This window comes from Paenibacillus sp. JT22N1 (assembly GCF_059692155.1).
In genome coordinates this window covers 847,714-864,285 of record NZ_JCAUAW010000001.1, presented here as the reverse complement: position 1 = coordinate 864,285, position 16,572 = coordinate 847,714, and the positions used below count along the sequence as shown (strand labels likewise).

The window sequence follows — 16,572 nt, the reverse complement described above, 5'->3', positions numbered from 1 at the left end:
CCTCATCATAACTTTCACGTTGGTTTCCCATGCCACACCTCGACCTTGAATTTATATCTATTATTATAAAGGCCGTCCCCTAGTGTGTGTCTACTGAAAAGTCTAACATCAGAGGAACCCGCACGCGGAACGTAGGGGCGCTATTTTGGCGTTTTACCGGTTTTTCCACCTCGAAAGCGGGAAATAGAGGCTCCTCGTTCCACGAAAACGTGAAATACGCTGTTTTGAGCAAAATAAAGCTTCTACGTTCCGCTAAAATCTGGTGATGCCGGTAAGTGTTGAGTTTGGGAAACAGATATAAGAGAATATGTTCACAGGTGGATGAACAATTATTGTTTGGCTACTTAGTAAAAGGAGCGGCTGGGAAGATCACCCTGACTGTCCTTTTAGGTTTTAGAGGATATCCGTAATTCTGTATTCACGTCCCCGTGGGACTGCCTCTCAACAAGTATCCCTTCCATTTCCGTTTTCATTTTACCACTTATCCACAAATCGGATTCTTGCATAATTTCCTATACAATAAAAAATGCCCAAACTGATTACTATCAGCCTAGGCATTACTTAAAATAAAATCATTTACTTTGTTCGAGCTGCTTTACAGCATTACCGAAATGATCATTTACTTGAACAAGCGCATCCAAAGCTTTCTCACGGCTTACGTTGAACATAATCATCAGAATCGCGACTCTTGCATCTCCCTTAGCTTCCATTCCGACGCGGCGGGCTGTTTCTTCATTAGCACTAGTCGCCTCTTGAATAATCCGCACGGTACGATCCCTAAGCTTCTTATTCGTCGCCTGAACATTTACCATCAGATTACCATACACTTTCCCCATCTGAATCATCACAGTCGTGGAGATCATGTTGAGAACCATTTTTTGCGCCGTCCCCGCCTTTAACCTTGTCGACCCTGTAATAATCTCAGGTCCGACGGGCACCTCGATCGGATATTTCACAACTGCACTGAGCTGCGTATCTCGGTTACAGCTAATTCCAATCGTCAATAGACCCAGCCGGTTAGCCTCTCGTATGGCGCCGATCACATAGGGTGCCGTTCCGCTCGCTGTAATACCGACGACTACATCACCTGCTCGTGCAACATCTGCTATCGCACGTACTCCAGCTTCTTCATCATCTTCAGCATTCTCTACAGCTGCACGAATGGCTATTTCTCCTCCAGCAATAATGCCGTTCACAAGCTCCGGCTCAACACCGAACGTAGGCGGGCATTCTGATGCATCTAGAACGCCGAGACGGCCACTGGTTCCAGCTCCAATGTAGAAGAGTCGGCCGCCGCGAGTCATCGCATCGACCACTGCTCCAGCTGCATCAGAGATTTGCGGCAAAGCTCCATTTACGGAGAGAGCTACCGTTTGGTCTTCCTCATTCATTAGAGTCACGATCTCCCGAACAGTAAGTCGGTCTAGGTGACTTGACTTTGCATTTCTCTGCTCGGTAACCGTTTGATTAACTTGTTGTACCACGTTACCTTGCCTCCTTTTTATGGATGCGTTACATTGCCTCTATTTACGAAAGATAAATGCTGCTATCCGTTGTTTCATTACTTCCGTTAATTCGAAGCCCCGTTCCTGCAAGGCAAGAAGATAGGCTCCAATGACTGGTGGGCGTTCGAGCAGTCGGACATCGAACATACCGGACCGCATCAACGGTGTTTGCATAAAGCGAGTTTCGAACATTTGATCTGAAAATAAGCCACCAGTTATCACAAGAGGGATTGTATTTTCCGCCAAATGATGGCTATCGCTTTCCTCAATGGGCTGTTGTTTCTCCATGGAAGTTATAACGGTATTAACGAGCTCTTCTAGCTCCTGAATCGCTTCTTCCACGAGCTTAACAGCAATCGGATCCCCATCTGCTGCAGCCCGCATAACGAGCTTGGATCCATCCGCAATCGCGGTCCGTACATTGTCCTGGCCATAAATGGTGTTGATCAATTGCCCAGGATGCTGTAAGGACCAACGTTCAAGAATTAACCCCGTCAAAGCTGTAGGCTCCCCTCGGCCGTCATACGCTCGCATAACAGCCACCAGCGCTTTCCGCCCAAGATCAAACCCGCTTCCTTCATCGCCGAGTAAATAACCCCAGCCTCCGACTCTTATAAATCCGCCTGTCGCCGGATCGAATCCATATGCGATCGAGCCTGTGCCTGAAATGAGTGCAATGCCCTTCTGCCCCCAAGTACCAGCGGCCAAAGCGGTCACTGCATCATTGTGCACGGTAATCGGAACACCTTCCGGCAATTCGGTTTGCAGCCAGTCACTGATCCGTTTCCTGTCTTCGGGACGATCACTCCCCGCAAGCCCAAGGAAGATCCCACCTAACTGGGACATCTCCGAACCCGATTGGTCTAATACGTCACGGATGAGTGTGAGCAGAACTCGCTGAACATCCTCCCATGGACGAGACTTCACGCTGCTGGATTCTCCGCGGCTTTCAGCCAATATGCTGCCTTCCGCATCGCCGAGAATACATACCGTTTTGGTCCCTCCGCCATCAATCCCAATATATCTAATTTCAGCCATATTATTTCACCGCTCCTGCCGTCATGCCTTCCATAAACTGTTTCGACGCTAGGAAAAACATGACAATCATTGGTACTGAAGCCAACGTGAGCCCGGCAAATAGCATGCTTAAATCCGTAGAGTACTGTCCGAACAACGACAGCATGCCAACCGGTATTGTCTTTTTCATATCGTCCTGGATAAAAATCAGCGGGAAGAAGAAATCGTTCCACGCCATAATAAAATTCATAATCATAACCGTCCCCAGTGCAGGGCGAATAAGCGGCAGCAAAACGTGCCACATAACACCGAAATCCGAAGAACCATCAATGCGTGCTGCTTCCTCTAGCTCCTTCGGCAGCGTTCTAAAAAAGCCAGTTAAGATCAGGACAGCGAGCGGCATTCCGATCGCCGTATACACGCTAACAAGCGACCAAATGCTATTCAGCAGGGCTAGCTTCTTCATCAATAGGAACAGCGGTACAATCCCAAGCTTAATTGGAATCATCATGCCTAAGAGAAAAAAGAAGAACAGCGCACCATTCCAACGGAACGGATATCTCGCGATATAAAATGACGCTAAAACGCCAAACAGCAGAATCAAAGCTACGGAAATGACACTAACCACGACACTGTTCCAAAAATAAGTTCCGAACGGAATTTGATGGATTAGCTTACTATATGCCGTAAACGATATAGAAGTCGGAAGCGACATCGGGTTTTTCAAAATCTGGATATTCGTTTTGAAAGAGGAGGTCAGCATCAGAAAGATCGGATACAAACTGACCAGTGCACCCAAGTACGCAGCAGCGTATTGGAGCCCCCGAACGGATTTGTTGGTTTTCATGGTGTGTGCCTCCTTTCTCAATGCTGGGACGATTGGCTCCTAGTAAAGTACAGGAACAAAGCGGATATAGTCGCGATAATGAAAAATAGTACTACTGCCAGTGCCGAACCTAGGCCTAATGCGACCGAATCGCCGCCAGACGAGCCGCCAAACGCAATCCGATAAAAGAACACAGCAAGCGTGTCGGTGGAGTTGTAAGGTTCCCCTTGCGAACCTTCCATGGCATAAATAAGTTCGAACGCTTCAAAAGCATGAATAAAGGTAAACACCGTAATGATGATTAATGATTGACTCATCATCGGCAGGATAATGGAACGGATCAGGCGTAAACCTTTTACTCCGTCCAGCCGCGCCGCTTCAATGACTTCTGTCGAAATTGCGTGCAGACCAGCGAGAAAAATCAACATGGAGAAACCTATGCCAAACCAACTGTTGACCAGTGTAATTGATGTTAACGCATAAGCCGGATCCCCGAGCCAAGGTTTAGCCCACGAAACAAGACCGATCTTTTTGAGTAGCACATTGACAATACCGTTGTTCGGGTTCAACATGAGTTTCCACAAAAAGCCAACGACGATGACAGAAAGCAGCCTCGGTAAAAAGTAAGCCATTTTCAGAAAGTTCGAACCCTTAAGTTTGCTGTAAACAAGATAGGCAAGCACGAACGCAATCACGTTCTGAACAGCCATTTCAACTGCAAAATAATAAAGATTATGACCAAACGCATTCCAAAATAAATGGTTGAACGGTTCTTTCGTAAACAGGCTCACAAAGTTGCCTAGCCCCACAAACTCCCCGCGGGTGTGACCCTTCCAGTCATAAAAACTGTAACCGAAAGCCGAAAGGATCGGATAGATCACGAAGAGAATGTAAACCGCGAGGGCAGGAACCGGGAACAGATGAACTGCTCCCTTTTTCCACCAAGACGATTTTGCAAAGTTATTCATGTGCCCCCACCCCTCTTTTTAAACTGATTTATTTCTTAGGCTTGAACCATGTATCTGCGCTCTTTTGAACTTCTTCCGTCACTTGCTCCGGAGTCAATTTGTTCAAATACATACCTTGAATGGAGTTTTCTAAAGTAGATTTAGTTGTAGGGTTGCCTGCATTGAAATAGACAACGGAAGCGTAAGGTGTAGATATCGTATCTGCATTCTTAGCAATTTTGGCTACAAGCGGATCTTTCGCTGCCACACCTGGGATTGTGCTTGGTTTTTGAAGTTCATTTACAGCAAGCGCTCCGAACTCTTTCGTTGTTAAAAACTCCATAAATTTCAGAGCTTCTGCCTTATGAGCAGATTTAGCATTCACTGAAAAGGAGCCGTCTACCCACGTTGTAACTGTTGCTTTGCCATCTGCTTTCATCGGCGGAACTGGGAACACATCCATTTGTAGATCTGGATTCGTTTTCTTCATGACGGCATATTCCCAATCACCCATGACCATCATAGCTGCTTGCTCGGAAACAAACATGTTTCTCATATCGTCCATACCAATCCCTACATAATTATCTGGGAAGTAAGGGGTCATATCTTTTAGCATTTTAATCGAACTTACATATTCAGGGCTTTTGAAATTCGCTTCGCCGGCAAGTATCTTCTTAATGAAATCAGTACCATAAACGGAAGGTGCAAGCGTACCTTGGGTTAGGGAAAGAATCCAACCTTCTTTAGAGCCGAAAGCAAACGGAGTTACTTTATTTTTCTTCAAAGTATCAGCTGTTTTCAACAGCTCATCCCACGTTTTTGGCTCTGTCAGATTATATTTTTGGAAGATTTTCTTGTTGTAAAATACTTGCGTGGAACTGAATACAGTCGGTACGCCGTATACTTTACCATCTGTTCCAGTAGCGGCCAGCAAAGTGTCCTTCGAGAACACATCCATTCCTTTGAGGCTAGTCAGCGGCTCTAAGTAACCGGCATCTGCCAATACAGCACCAGCCGCATAAGGACGAAGATGAATAATATCAGGGCCATTTCCACTTTGCAGTCCTGTGTTTAAGGCTGTGTTATATTCCGTATTTTTAATCGGCTTAAAATCAATATCAATGTTCGGGTTGGTTTTCTTAAATTCAGCAATGATTTTAGCGTAAGCTTCCGAATCTTCGGTACGCCAGCTGCCCATTGTCAACTTTACTTTTTCCTGAGGTGCTGCCGATGGCGCTGTACTAGCTCCACCAGGGGTTGTGCTAGGAGTTGCGGTATTGTTGCTGCTGCAAGCGACAAGCATGGAAGAAGCAGCGATCATAGTTAATAATGCCCCACTGAATAAACGTTTCATTTAGAAAGCCTCCCTTTAATGTTTACTTATATGTTTAACCTCAAGATAGATATGAGGACAAAACCGCTTCATGTAAAATTGGACGCAGCTCCCGGATCTTGGTGTTTCGTCCGAAATGAACCGCATTGGTAAGAAATACGACGCTGATGCCCTGTTCGGGCTCTACCCATAAGCTCGTTCCAGTAAAACCTGTATGACCGAAACTACCCGCAGGCCAGCTTTCTCCGCAGCTCGGGACGTTTGCTGGATCATGCTTGACCTCCCAGCCAAGGCCGCGGCCACTTACGGGAGCCGCTGTGGCTTCTCGCATCAACGATGGCGGAACAATATCCCACTGTTCCGGCTGCAACCACCATGCCGCATAGCGTGCAAGGTCGTCCGCTGTTGCGAATAATCCCGCGCTGCCGGTAACACCGCCAAAGTGGTAACTCTTCTCATCGTGAACTTCACCGATGATATAAGCTCCATCTACCAGTTCGGTTGCCGCAATTCGATCTTGAAGTTCGGATCCTGGGCTAAAAACCGCATGCCGAATATCAAGTGGATCGAATACATGCTGCTGAACAAAACGATCCAGCGGCTCGCCAGACACACGTTCTACAATGATCCCAAGAAGGATCATACCGAGATCACTATACAACTTGTCCTTACCTGGCTGAAATAAAAGCTCTTGCGCCAGAATTTCCCCGATTAGACTAGGCCTTGCTGCTTTGCGCGGAAAATAAGGTAAATCCGACGGCAGCCCGGACGCATGCATCAATAGATGACGCAGTGTGACTTGCGGATGGCGGAATTCAGGCAAGTACGCCTGTACGGAACTATCCAGCGACAGCTTCCCTTGAGACACAAGAACAAGAATAGATGGAAGCGTAACGGTTACCTTCGTAAGGGATGCGATATCGAACATTGTGTTCAGCCGAATTGGATGTTCCCTTGTGCCGTCCGAGTATAATCCATATGATTTTTGGAATCGAAATCGGTTCGATACAGTAATGTCGAGCACAGCGCCGGGCAACAACCCATCGCGCACCCATTCTTCTACCAAGCGATCCACTTTATCCATTGCGTTTCCCCACACTGACGGCTTGTCGCGTCTTTTCCAGAGATTTGATGCTTTCCTCATAATGTCGGCCAGCGATGCCGGCATACAAAATATCGATCACGTTCAGTTGAGAAATCCTTGAGGCCATCGCCCCGCTGCGGATACTCTTCTCTAAGGTGCTTATAAACAACTGTATATCCGCAAGCTCCGATACCGGATTGGCTCCGAACCGGGTCAACGTAATGACTGAAGCACCGTTATTCTTAGCAACGGCCAGAGCACGAATCATGTCTTCGGTTTGGCCTGAATAGGAGATTCCGAAGACAACATCACCGGGAATTAGATTGGCTGCAATCGTTGCTTGAGCATCAAACCCGGTGCCAATTTCACACCAACGATTAATACGCGTTAGCTTTTGCATGAAATCCTTCGCGATAACCGCCGATGCACCTACGCCGAACACTCCGACTTTTCTTGCGTTGCTCAGCGAATTAATTGCTTTTTCCACACTTTCCGGAGAGAGTACCGTCAAAGTATCTTGGATAGAAACAATATTGTTATTGGACACCGATTTGATGAGATCTACGATAGATCCGTCGGTACGGATTTCTTGGTACGATTCTGTAGGTAACGACGATTGTGATAAATCACCTGCGATCCTCAGTTTCAACTCCTGAAATCCTTTGCAGTGAAGGGAGCGTGAAAGCCTTACAATCGTTGCTTCACTTACGCCAGCAAACTCTGCCAGCTTCTGCACGGAAAGGCTAACTACCTGTTCCGGATGCTCCATAATATACTGTGCAGCCCTGCGCTCCATAGGCTTTAAGCTCCCCATAGCCGCTTCTATACTTACTAATCCACCTTTTAACATGGGAGTCACCCTCTACGGTTTCATGTGTAACTTTGAACTTGCATACCCTTATTATAGAGTTTTATTTCACTTTGTCTATACATTTCTGAAATATTATTTCACATTTTGCGTAAGGTTTAGATTGATATCCATCAAGCTTATAACTATAAAAAAAGATCAAGCCTCATTTGATTGAGAGCTTGATCTTATCTTTATCAGTTAATCATTCCTAATACATGATGAATAGATTTTTTCAAATAATAGGCATGCCATGGTGATCAAAATTTGCTGAGGGAACGTAGAGGCGTTATTTGGACGAAAAACACCCTAAATCACGAGGAAGAGGAACGACGATGCGTTATTCCGCGATTTTTCCCTCTAATACGTTCATATGATCAAATAACGCACCCACGTTCCCCTCATTCGATTTCTAGCCCCGATTTCCTAAAATAACGAATCGTAGTTCCGCTTACTAGAGGCCTGTTGGTCTTTTCTGTCCCCTTAAGTGAATTTAATACTTTTGGGACACCCCATCACTATTAACCACGAGAGCGGCGCATTCTATTAATAAGTTGGTGCAACAACGCCTAGATCGGCTGCAAGCTTTTTCAACTCTAAACCGTTTACTAAATCGATCCGTTCATTTCCTTTCACAGCAACATGCCATTCGCGTCCTTCATAAGAGATAACTCCTTCTACCGTTCGAACACTCATACCGATAAGCGACTTCAATTTTCCTTGACGATCGGTCACGGCTCTTAAGCCATTTGGAAATATGAGAGTGACCACACCGTCTCGATAAACCACGGATTCATCCAGTGTATTAATCAGCTCAAATGTAATACCATTTATAACCCGACTGTAAGCAGTTCCATTCGCAATCACTTCCCCGTGATCGACTGCATAAGGCAGCAGTCCTGTAAACCAAAGTTCATCTTCCGGTCTGGGCATAATACCGCTCAAACGTTCAACATAGTCCAACATACACAAAATCGCTGGTGAATAAGTCTCCGTAAAACCTTCCTCACCTGTCCATGGACTTAGCGCTTGAGCGAATCGAGTCATTTTATGAAATGCAGCCATTAACGGATATAACACATAGGTGAGTTCTACAAACCTTCCATGATGCTCAAAAGCATGCGGTGCACGGATCAAGCTAAGGAAATTGGATGGCCCTGCCCAGCTGTTATAACTGGAAAAAGGGTCAAACCTCGGATCGTCCATAGCGATCGACGTAAATGGATATTTGGCAAAAAACTTTCGCGTATTCAACAAATATTTGCGCAAAGCTTGATCAAAGAATGCTCGATCTCCCACTTCACATGCGAGCACACGCAGAAGGACATCGGACTGTACACGAACATGCTCATCATTTTTATCCAGATCATAAAAGAACTGATCCGTCTCATCAAAACAAAACCGGAACAAGCTGTTTAAGCTCATTTCCGCCTTTTCACGCCAGGGCTCTCCACTCTCCTCGAGTTCTTCCGCAATTCTCGCTAGGTAGAGTCGCTGACAGTATACATTTGCCGTTAAGTCGGGCGCAACGAATGGCAAGATTGGGGAGTCCGGATTACAAATTCTTGCGTCATTCCCATGTGGCGTATCCGGAACATGCCAAAAGCGTGGTGATAAATCATGTCCCGTATCAAATGTGCAAAAGGCTTCCACCCCATTCGTTCCGCGCGTATTGCGATAGGTATGCAGCCAATCATCATACTTCTGCATAGCTGTATATATTTTTCGTAAAAACGTCTTATCCTGCCCATTCAACTGATAATGATTCCATACGCTTCTAGCAAGCGGCGTCACCAATTGAATTTGTCTGTAAGAAGGCCCCGACTCCGTGAGTTTATAAGGAATTAAACCATCTTCACGCTGATAATCAGCAAACAATTCATAAGTCGATTGCGAAACAGAAGGAATGAAACGCGATAACAATTCAGCGTTAATCGTCCCCGTGCTTTCCAGCCAGCACCCTAGATAAATACCACCTTCATGCAATATTGGTTTCTCTCCACCCGTCGGTACGATACAGTCCAATAGTTTACGCAGAGCTTCGTAGTATACGCCCTCCAATTTATCGGAAGATGCTGCAAACTTCACTCCCGATTGGTTCCATTCCGCAAGAACTGGACCATCGGATTCCTTTTTTAAAGTACCAATCCGCTCCTCCGTACGAATCCTACGCAGCTTGCTTAACAATGCTTCTCTCATATATCCGCCTCTTCTCTCTAGTTAGGAACACGTCTTATGTCATCTAATTGAAAAAAAATAGACTGCCATTGGCAGCCTATTTCTCCCGACAAGCGGCTTTCGTTATTTGTTATTGTTGAAAATTTTCACGGTTCCGTTATAGAAATCCTCAACGCCCTTTTTCACATCTTTTTTACCAAAGCCAATTTCTTGCACAGTTGTTTCAATTAGTTTCGTATATTCCGTATTGCCTGGGGGGTTATAACTGATCGCAAACGGCTCTTTATTTGTCGCTGCCGAAACGCGGCTTGTGTAATCATAGATGACCTTCTCAACCGGAGTGGCATCCTTCTTCAGAAGATCCCGCATTTTGGAAGTCACAGGAACACCACGATCATTGCCAAGAATTTTCGCCGCGTCTGGATCATTGATCCAATAATTCATGAGCTTCGCAACTTCCTTTGGATGCTTCGTTTTCGCATAACCAGATAACCCTTGACTCGATTCGAAAACAACACCGGTCCCTTTCGGTCCGCGAGGCAGTTGAACAAGTGCTAATTGATCTGGAATCAGATTTTGATGAGCACCCAGCTGATTGGAGGCGAGTAAGCTCATCGCTACTTTGCCGGTTACAACGAGAGATTTACTTGTATCTGACGGCGGATTGGATACTTGCAAAGCTGGTGTTACCACGCCGCCTGTTTTTGTCATCGTATCCCATAAAGTGAACCACTCTTCCGCATCCTTCTGTTCGAAGCCTAACTTAGCGTTATCCATATCGTAGAGCTGTTTGCCTCTTTGTTTCATGTAAATATCCATACCGTCGACCGTGAAATTGTAGGTCCCGAAAACATCTTTACCAAGCTTATCCGTAATTTCTTTGCTGATTCGTCCATAATCTGCCCATGACCAACCATCTTGCGGAACAGGAATACCTGCTTTTTTGAACAACTCCGTGTTGACGACGATACCACGTGCGTTAGCTCCGGCGGAGACGTGAAGCAGCTTTCCTTTGAACGTACCGTATTGGATCATCGATTTGTCCATATCGTTTAAATCAAGTTCTTTCCCCACGAATGGATCCAGTTCAAGCAGCACGTTTTTATTAGCATAATCGACTACGTTCCCTCCGAGGAAAAACGCATCTGGCGCAGTACCCGAAGCCAACTGCGTATTTAGCTTATCGAAATAACCTGAACTCGGGGCAAATTCACCGACAATTTTGATATTCGGGTTTTTCTCCTCGAACTTGCGAAGCGCCTCATTGGTACGATCTGCCCGCTTCTGGTCACCCCACCACATAATTCTTAACTCTACCGGCTCTGCCTTTGATACTTCTTTAGCTGTACCTGCAGCTGTTGCATTTGGAGCGCTGCTGTTCCCCGTGCCAGTCCCTGAAGAACAAGCCGTTGTAACGGCCATCAACATGGCAAGTGTCGTTATCGCAAAACGTTTTTTCATATGAACTCTCCCCCTGAACAAATATTAGCAACCGCTTACATTCTGATCGTAATTCATTTTGAAAACCAATTGAATGTCATTTCTTCGGGTGTTGATTCATCATTTTTTCGGATTATTTAAGACCAGTGGTCGCAATACCCTCTAGAAAGTACTTTTGGAAAGAAAGAAAAATCGTCATGATCGGAACTAGCGAAAGAACGGACATTGCGAGCAGCGCTCCCCAATCGGATTCTCCCGATGGATCAAATAACGAGCGAATACCGAGTTGAACGGTAAACAGTTTGATATTGTTGAGGTAAATCATTTGCGAGAAAAAGTCGTCCCATGTCCAGATGAACGTGAAAATAGCGGTTGTGATTAAAGCAGGTACAAGAAGCGGCAAAATAATGCGAAAATAAATCTGGCCATGTCCGCAGCCATCAATGGTTGCGCTTTCGTCCAATTCCTTCGGAATTCCTCTAATGAACTGAACCATGAGTAAGATGAAGAACGAATCGTGTGCTAACCATTTCGGTACAATCAGCGGTAAATACGTGTTGATCCATTCAATCTTGTTATAAATAATGTATTGAGGAACCAACGTGACATGGTACGGAAGCATAATGGTGACCAGCATAAGGCTAAACCAAAGCTTTTTGAATCTAAATTCTAGCCGTGCAAACGCATAGGCGGCAAAGGAGCATGTGATAATGTTGCCAAGGACGGAGAGCACCGAGATTTGAGCCGAATTAAGGAAGAAACGACCAAACGTTGTGCCCTGCAGCCCTTTCCAACCATGAATATAATTGTCAAACGTCACTTTCTTAGGCCAAAGACTTGTATCTGAGAAAATCAATTGATTCGGCTTAAAGGAACTGCTAAGCAGCCATAAGACTGGATAGAGCATCAACAAGCCAAAGGCGATAATCAACAGATGCTTCAGCAGTTTGTTGTAGTTCGTGTTCGAAATCATCTGGTCATCCCCTTTCATCCTTGCTGTCCCCATAGAATACCCAATACTTCGATGTCACAAATACAATGGCCGTTAGCACACCGATTACAACAAGCATAATCCAAGCAAGCGCTGAGGCGTATCCCATATCGAAAAAGGAAAACCCTTTCAAATATAAATACAAGGTATAAAATAAGGTCGAGTTTACCGGCCCTCCACGTCCATCTCCGATGACATAACCGGGTGTAAATACTTGAAACGAATTAATAATGCTCATCACAAGGTTGAAAAAAATAACAGGGGATAGCAGCGGAAGCGTAATTTGAAAAAACTGCCTTACCTTGCCAGCTCCGTCCACCTGTGAAGCTTCATAAAGATCAGCAGGCACCTGCTTCAGTCCTGCCAGAAAGATGACCATGGCCGATCCAAACTGCCATACTGACAAGGTGATAATCGTGGACAAAATGTAGTCAGGGTGAGCCACCCAAGCCGGCCCTTGAATACCAAACCAACTTAGGAATTGATTGAATAATCCATCCCCATCGAATATTTTCCTCCAAACGATAGCAATCGCAACGCTCCCCCCAAGTAAGGAGGGGATGTAATAAACCGTCCGATAAACCCCAAGTGCACGAATCCCTTTATTAAGTGCCAAGGCCACTAATAAAGCGAAAATAAGTCTTAAGGGAACAGACATTAAGGCATATTGAAAGGTTATCCCCATTGAGTGATAAAAGGAGTCATCTTCGTTAAAAATTTGCACATAATTGTCTAGTCCTAGCCACCTGGGGGCATTCAATAAATTAAATTTCGTAAAGGATAGATACAGCGACCCCAGCATAGGACCCAATGTTAAGCAGAAAAAACCAACTAACCAAGGCAATAAAAATAAATAGGCTGTGCGATTTTGCCGCGAAAGGGCGGTTTTACCTAATGATGACATGAGAGCGCCCTCCTCCTTCGTGATCGATAGCGATGAATACTCATCACTTGTAAGATCATCATAAGGATTATAGGCGCTCCTTTGAATGCTATTTCTTCGGCTCTTGATTATCAATTTTTTCAGGTGCTTTACGAAGACGATAATCAGATGGCGGCATCCCATACATGCGTTTAAATTTAGAACTGAAGTAGCTGGCATTCGAGAAGCCTGTCAGTTCAGCGATATCCCATAAGCTCAACATCGTTTCTTCAAGCAGCTGTACGGCTTTGGCCATACGCACATCAGTGATGTATTGAATAAACGTTTTTCCTGCTTTGGATTTGAACATTTCGGAGAAATACGAAGAATTATAATTAAAGCGTTCGGCCAGCATAGTCAAATTAATATCGTACATATAGTTATCATGAATGAATTGCTCAGCTGCTTGTATCATGGAAAGTTCATCTCCGACAGGATCATTGCCCGAGTTGACAATTTTGTGTGCCAGGTTATATAGAAATTGCTGTGCTTTAGCTGCCGTATCGAACCCCCATACCTGCTCAGGGCGAATCCACAGCTGTTCTCCGTTATCCAAGGCAATGCCAGCCGTATAGGCGAGCGTGTCCAGCATGAGATATAGTTGAAAAATAAGTTTAACGAATCTGGCTTGCGATGCTGCGAAAGCTTCATTCAACTCTTTGTGAATCGCCTGTTCGAAAGCAGCAAGCTCTCCACGAGCCAAATAACGCTGCATCACCTTATTCGTTTCTTCTGAGAGTACAGCCTCTGGCGTTAACTGATTTTGAATGGCTTGCGGATCTTTATTCCCCTTCAAGTTCCACTCCAAAAGTGAAGACAGATAACCATCCTTCCACTGATTAAGCCCATTAACCGTCTTACCGATGCTAATCACTGGCTGGTATCCCAAATGATCGGTCACCGCAATGTGAAGCGTATCGACCAAGTGATCTATGTTTGTATTGGACGCCACAGCTATAAAATGCATTAATCCTGCATAGTTCGCATCGCGGAATATTTGAATTTGACCCGGGATGATCTCTGCAACCTCCCTGCAAACCATTTCAAACGGCAGCCGCAGCTTGTCCGGCGAACGCTCTAAACGCCCCGCGCCACCAGTGCGTTCCATGAAACCTGCTGTAAGGAAACAAACACGGCATTCCTCCCAGGTATCCAATTGAAACAACTTGGCCTTCTCCCTAATCGTTGCTTCCCGTGCCAATTCCTCTTTAACTAGGTGAACGATAAAATGCTCTTTCATTTCCTTATAATATTGCGAAAGCCGCCACTCTATCATAACTTGTTGATCTCGCTCGTTTCGCTGCGCATCGAGCTCATAAATAACCTTTAACATAGCCTCTTTAAGTTCATCTTGCGTAACCGGCTTCAGCAAATAATCCCTCGCCTGATTACGAATAGCTGCCTTGGCATAATGAAAATCTTCATAGCCTGTAATGACGACCAGCCGTAGAGAAGGATAGTTCTCATGGCATGCTTCCAAGAAGGATACCCCATCCATCATAGGCATGTTCATATCTGTAATCACAATGTCAACTGGATGATTCGTCAACCATGCTACAGCCTCTGCCCCGTTTCCCGCCTCTCCTACCATGGACAACCCGAGGCTTTCCCAGTCAATTTTGAGTCTCAGTCCCTGCCGAATTTCGGGTTCATCATCAACGATGAGTACACTATACATCTCTCGTTCCTCCTTGTATCGGCAATATAAGTGCTATATAGGTCCCCTGCTCCTTAGTGGAATCGATCTCAAAAGCAAACAACGGCCCATAATAAAGTTGACATCTGGCTAAAACATTCCGTAATCCGATCTGCTGTGACCGGCTGTTCAATATTTGCTCAAACTGTGAGGTTAACGATTCCGTTCTCAGTTGCTGTGCCAGTTCCTCTGGGATCCCAGGACCGTTATCCGCAACTGAAAGGATGAGTCGGTTATGTTCATTTCGTACCCGAATAATCACGTTAGCCTCAGCTTGTTCCCTGAAGCTGTACTTCACGGCATTTTCAATTAAAGGCTGCAAAATGAATTTTGGTATGACGCATTGACGCATATTATCGTCATCTACGACTGTAATTTGAAGCCGATCGGCAAATCGGATTTGCAAGATAGACACATAATGGCGGACATATTTCAGTTCCTCTTCCAGCGGTATCAGATCATCACTGATTTTCAATGAGAAGCGCATCATTTTCCCTAGAGATTCAATCACTCTCACTGTATCTTGTGTGCGATGCTGCATCGCCAGACTGCTTAGCAGTTCTAATGTGTTAAATAGAAAATGAGGATTAATTTGCATCAATAATGCTTTATACTCTGCTTGCTGCCTTAGCAGCTTTAGCTCAAATTCCGTCGTAATATGTTGTCTTAACTGACTCACCATGGTTCTGAACGTAGTCGTCACATAGCCGACTTCATTCCGAACTCTTGCCTCGGCCGGAATCCGATTCTCTGCGGCGTGGAAATCGCCCATCTGCACATAACGCATCGCGGAGGCGAGCCGAGAGAGCGGTTTGGAAATCCCATGCGAAAGCCATATCGCTGTAGCAATGGCTGCAACAAGCAATAATGATGCGAAGATTAGGATGCTCGTTCGAAGCTTATAAAGCTTGCCGTATAGATCAGCTTCAGGCACGATGCCAACCAGCAGCCAATTATTAAGCTTCAGCTTTTTATAGACGAGAATGTCTTTAGTTCCATGCTCATTCTTTAAGTAGACAACCCCATTCAGGAGATGGTTCGCGCGGATCGCCTCCATTTGTTTCGCTGCCTCCGGATGAGAGGAAGTATATTCCTGTTGGCCTAAAACAGAATCTCCCTGCCCATCCAACAGGAATATCGTGCCTTTCTCTCCAAGATGAATCCGACTTAGCGGTTCGAGAAAGAATTCGGATTTTACATTGATTTTCATCATATTTTTGGATTGAGAGGGTTCAAAAGTGCCGATAGGAAGCAATAAACTCAGGACGTCAAATGGTTTCGAGCGTCTTACCTCAATCGGGTCTTGATGAGCGGATACCCATTGGATTCCTCTTGTTTTAAAATGATCATACCACCGCTCACTTTTGAACGATGTATCATTGGTGATCTGATTATCTGAGGAGATCCACATCCCCTCTTGCTGATACACTGTGACCGACGATATAATCGAATAATTGTTCGTCGTCTGTGTCAAAAACTGGCTTAAATTAATGTTCGCGAGCATCTTCTCACCGGCGGGCAAAGCCGGATCAGAGAGCGCAGTATCCCAACTTTTCGTTGTGCTGCTATTAAACACAATCGAGGAAACATCGTAGATTTGCACAAGCGCCATGTTGACGAACGACCCATATTCGTCCATCTTTTCATAGGCTGACGACTCGATATAGGAGCGAATGATTGAACGGGACTCCGTGAAAAAAAGATAGGACATCGTCCCGAACGAAACGAACAACAAAACCACGAAAAAAACGATCAATCGGTTTTTGAGCGAATAGAACATCGTAGA

The 16,572-nt window shown here is 45.2% G+C and carries 13 protein-coding genes; all 13 read right to left on the bottom strand.

Features of this window, described 5'->3' with window-relative positions; translation table 11 throughout:
- Positions 1–572: 572 nt before the first annotated feature.
- Positions 573–1,484: an N-acetylmuramic acid 6-phosphate etherase gene (murQ, locus tag AC58UU_RS03820; RefSeq protein WP_497313085.1), complete on the bottom strand. Its 912-nt coding sequence runs from the start codon at positions 1,482–1,484 to the stop codon at positions 573–575.
- Positions 1,485–1,523: 39 nt separating this feature from the next.
- Positions 1,524–2,543: an N-acetylglucosamine kinase gene (locus AC58UU_RS03815; RefSeq protein WP_497313083.1), complete on the bottom strand. Its 1,020-nt coding sequence runs from the start codon at positions 2,541–2,543 to the stop codon at positions 1,524–1,526.
- A gap of 1 nt (position 2,544) precedes the next feature.
- On the bottom strand, positions 2,545–3,369 hold the full coding sequence (locus tag AC58UU_RS03810) for a carbohydrate ABC transporter permease (RefSeq protein WP_497313081.1): 825 nt from the start codon (positions 3,367–3,369) through the stop codon (positions 2,545–2,547).
- 17 nt (positions 3,370–3,386) lie between these two features.
- Positions 3,387–4,316: a carbohydrate ABC transporter permease gene (locus AC58UU_RS03805; protein WP_497313079.1), complete on the bottom strand. Its 930-nt coding sequence runs from the start codon at positions 4,314–4,316 to the stop codon at positions 3,387–3,389.
- Between the two features lie 28 nt (positions 4,317–4,344).
- The gene (locus tag AC58UU_RS03800) at positions 4,345–5,649 is read right to left on the bottom strand and encodes an ABC transporter substrate-binding protein (protein WP_497313077.1); all 1,305 of its coding nucleotides are present in this window, start codon (positions 5,647–5,649) and stop codon (positions 4,345–4,347) included.
- 40 nt (positions 5,650–5,689) lie between these two features.
- Positions 5,690–6,712: a serine hydrolase domain-containing protein gene (locus AC58UU_RS03795; RefSeq protein WP_497313075.1), complete on the bottom strand. Its 1,023-nt coding sequence runs from the start codon at positions 6,710–6,712 to the stop codon at positions 5,690–5,692.
- Positions 6,705–7,562, bottom strand: a complete 858-nt coding sequence (locus AC58UU_RS03790) for a MurR/RpiR family transcriptional regulator (RefSeq protein WP_497313073.1) — start codon at positions 7,560–7,562, stop codon at positions 6,705–6,707. Before AC58UU_RS03790 ends, AC58UU_RS03795 begins: the two co-directional genes overlap by 8 nt.
- A 543-nt stretch (positions 7,563–8,105) precedes the next feature.
- A complete protein-coding gene (locus AC58UU_RS03785) occupies positions 8,106–9,758 on the bottom strand; it encodes an MGH1-like glycoside hydrolase domain-containing protein (protein ID WP_497313071.1) in 1,653 nt (550 codons plus the stop codon).
- Between the two features lie 102 nt (positions 9,759–9,860).
- A complete protein-coding gene (locus AC58UU_RS03780) occupies positions 9,861–11,198 on the bottom strand; it encodes an ABC transporter substrate-binding protein (protein ID WP_497313069.1) in 1,338 nt (445 codons plus the stop codon).
- A 112-nt stretch (positions 11,199–11,310) separates the two neighbouring features.
- Positions 11,311–12,150: a carbohydrate ABC transporter permease gene (locus tag AC58UU_RS03775; protein WP_497313067.1), complete on the bottom strand. Its 840-nt coding sequence runs from the start codon at positions 12,148–12,150 to the stop codon at positions 11,311–11,313.
- Positions 12,151–12,154: 4 nt separating this feature from the next.
- Positions 12,155–13,072 (bottom strand): carbohydrate ABC transporter permease, encoded by a 918-nt coding sequence (locus AC58UU_RS03770; RefSeq protein WP_497313065.1) that lies wholly within the window; start codon positions 13,070–13,072, stop codon positions 12,155–12,157.
- Positions 13,073–13,160: 88 nt separating this feature from the next.
- On the bottom strand, positions 13,161–14,768 hold the full coding sequence (locus tag AC58UU_RS03765) for a response regulator transcription factor (RefSeq protein WP_497313063.1): 1,608 nt from the start codon (positions 14,766–14,768) through the stop codon (positions 13,161–13,163).
- Positions 14,761–16,566 carry a sensor histidine kinase gene (locus AC58UU_RS03760; RefSeq protein ID WP_497313061.1) on the bottom strand — a complete coding sequence of 602 codons (1,806 nt, stop codon included), beginning with the start codon at positions 16,564–16,566 and terminating at the stop codon, positions 14,761–14,763. Before AC58UU_RS03760 ends, AC58UU_RS03765 begins: the two co-directional genes overlap by 8 nt.
- Positions 16,567–16,572 lie beyond the last annotated feature (6 nt).

Bases quoted from the DNA above. Each gene is read 5' to 3' on its own strand.
- AC58UU_RS03815 (WP_497313083.1), bottom strand. From the start codon at position 2,543: ATGGCTGAAATTAGATATATTGGGATTGATGGCGGAGGGACCAAAACG.
- AC58UU_RS03810 (WP_497313081.1), bottom strand. From the start codon at position 3,369: ATGAAAACCAACAAATCCGTTCGGGGGCTCCAATACGCTGCTGCGTAC.
- AC58UU_RS03805 (WP_497313079.1), bottom strand. From the start codon at position 4,316: ATGAATAACTTTGCAAAATCGTCTTGGTGGAAAAAGGGAGCAGTTCAT.
- AC58UU_RS03800 (WP_497313077.1), bottom strand. From the start codon at position 5,649: ATGAAACGTTTATTCAGTGGGGCATTATTAACTATGATCGCTGCTTCT.
- AC58UU_RS03795 (WP_497313075.1), bottom strand. From the start codon at position 6,712: ATGGATAAAGTGGATCGCTTGGTAGAAGAATGGGTGCGCGATGGGTTG.
- AC58UU_RS03790 (WP_497313073.1), bottom strand. From the start codon at position 7,562: ATGTTAAAAGGTGGATTAGTAAGTATAGAAGCGGCTATGGGGAGCTTA.
- AC58UU_RS03785 (WP_497313071.1), bottom strand. From the start codon at position 9,758: ATGAGAGAAGCATTGTTAAGCAAGCTGCGTAGGATTCGTACGGAGGAG.
- AC58UU_RS03780 (WP_497313069.1), bottom strand. From the start codon at position 11,198: ATGAAAAAACGTTTTGCGATAACGACACTTGCCATGTTGATGGCCGTT.
- AC58UU_RS03775 (WP_497313067.1), bottom strand. From the start codon at position 12,150: ATGATTTCGAACACGAACTACAACAAACTGCTGAAGCATCTGTTGATT.
- AC58UU_RS03770 (WP_497313065.1), bottom strand. From the start codon at position 13,072: ATGTCATCATTAGGTAAAACCGCCCTTTCGCGGCAAAATCGCACAGCC.
- AC58UU_RS03765 (WP_497313063.1), bottom strand. From the start codon at position 14,768: ATGTATAGTGTACTCATCGTTGATGATGAACCCGAAATTCGGCAGGGA.
- AC58UU_RS03760 (WP_497313061.1), bottom strand. From the start codon at position 16,566: ATGTTCTATTCGCTCAAAAACCGATTGATCGTTTTTTTCGTGGTTTTG.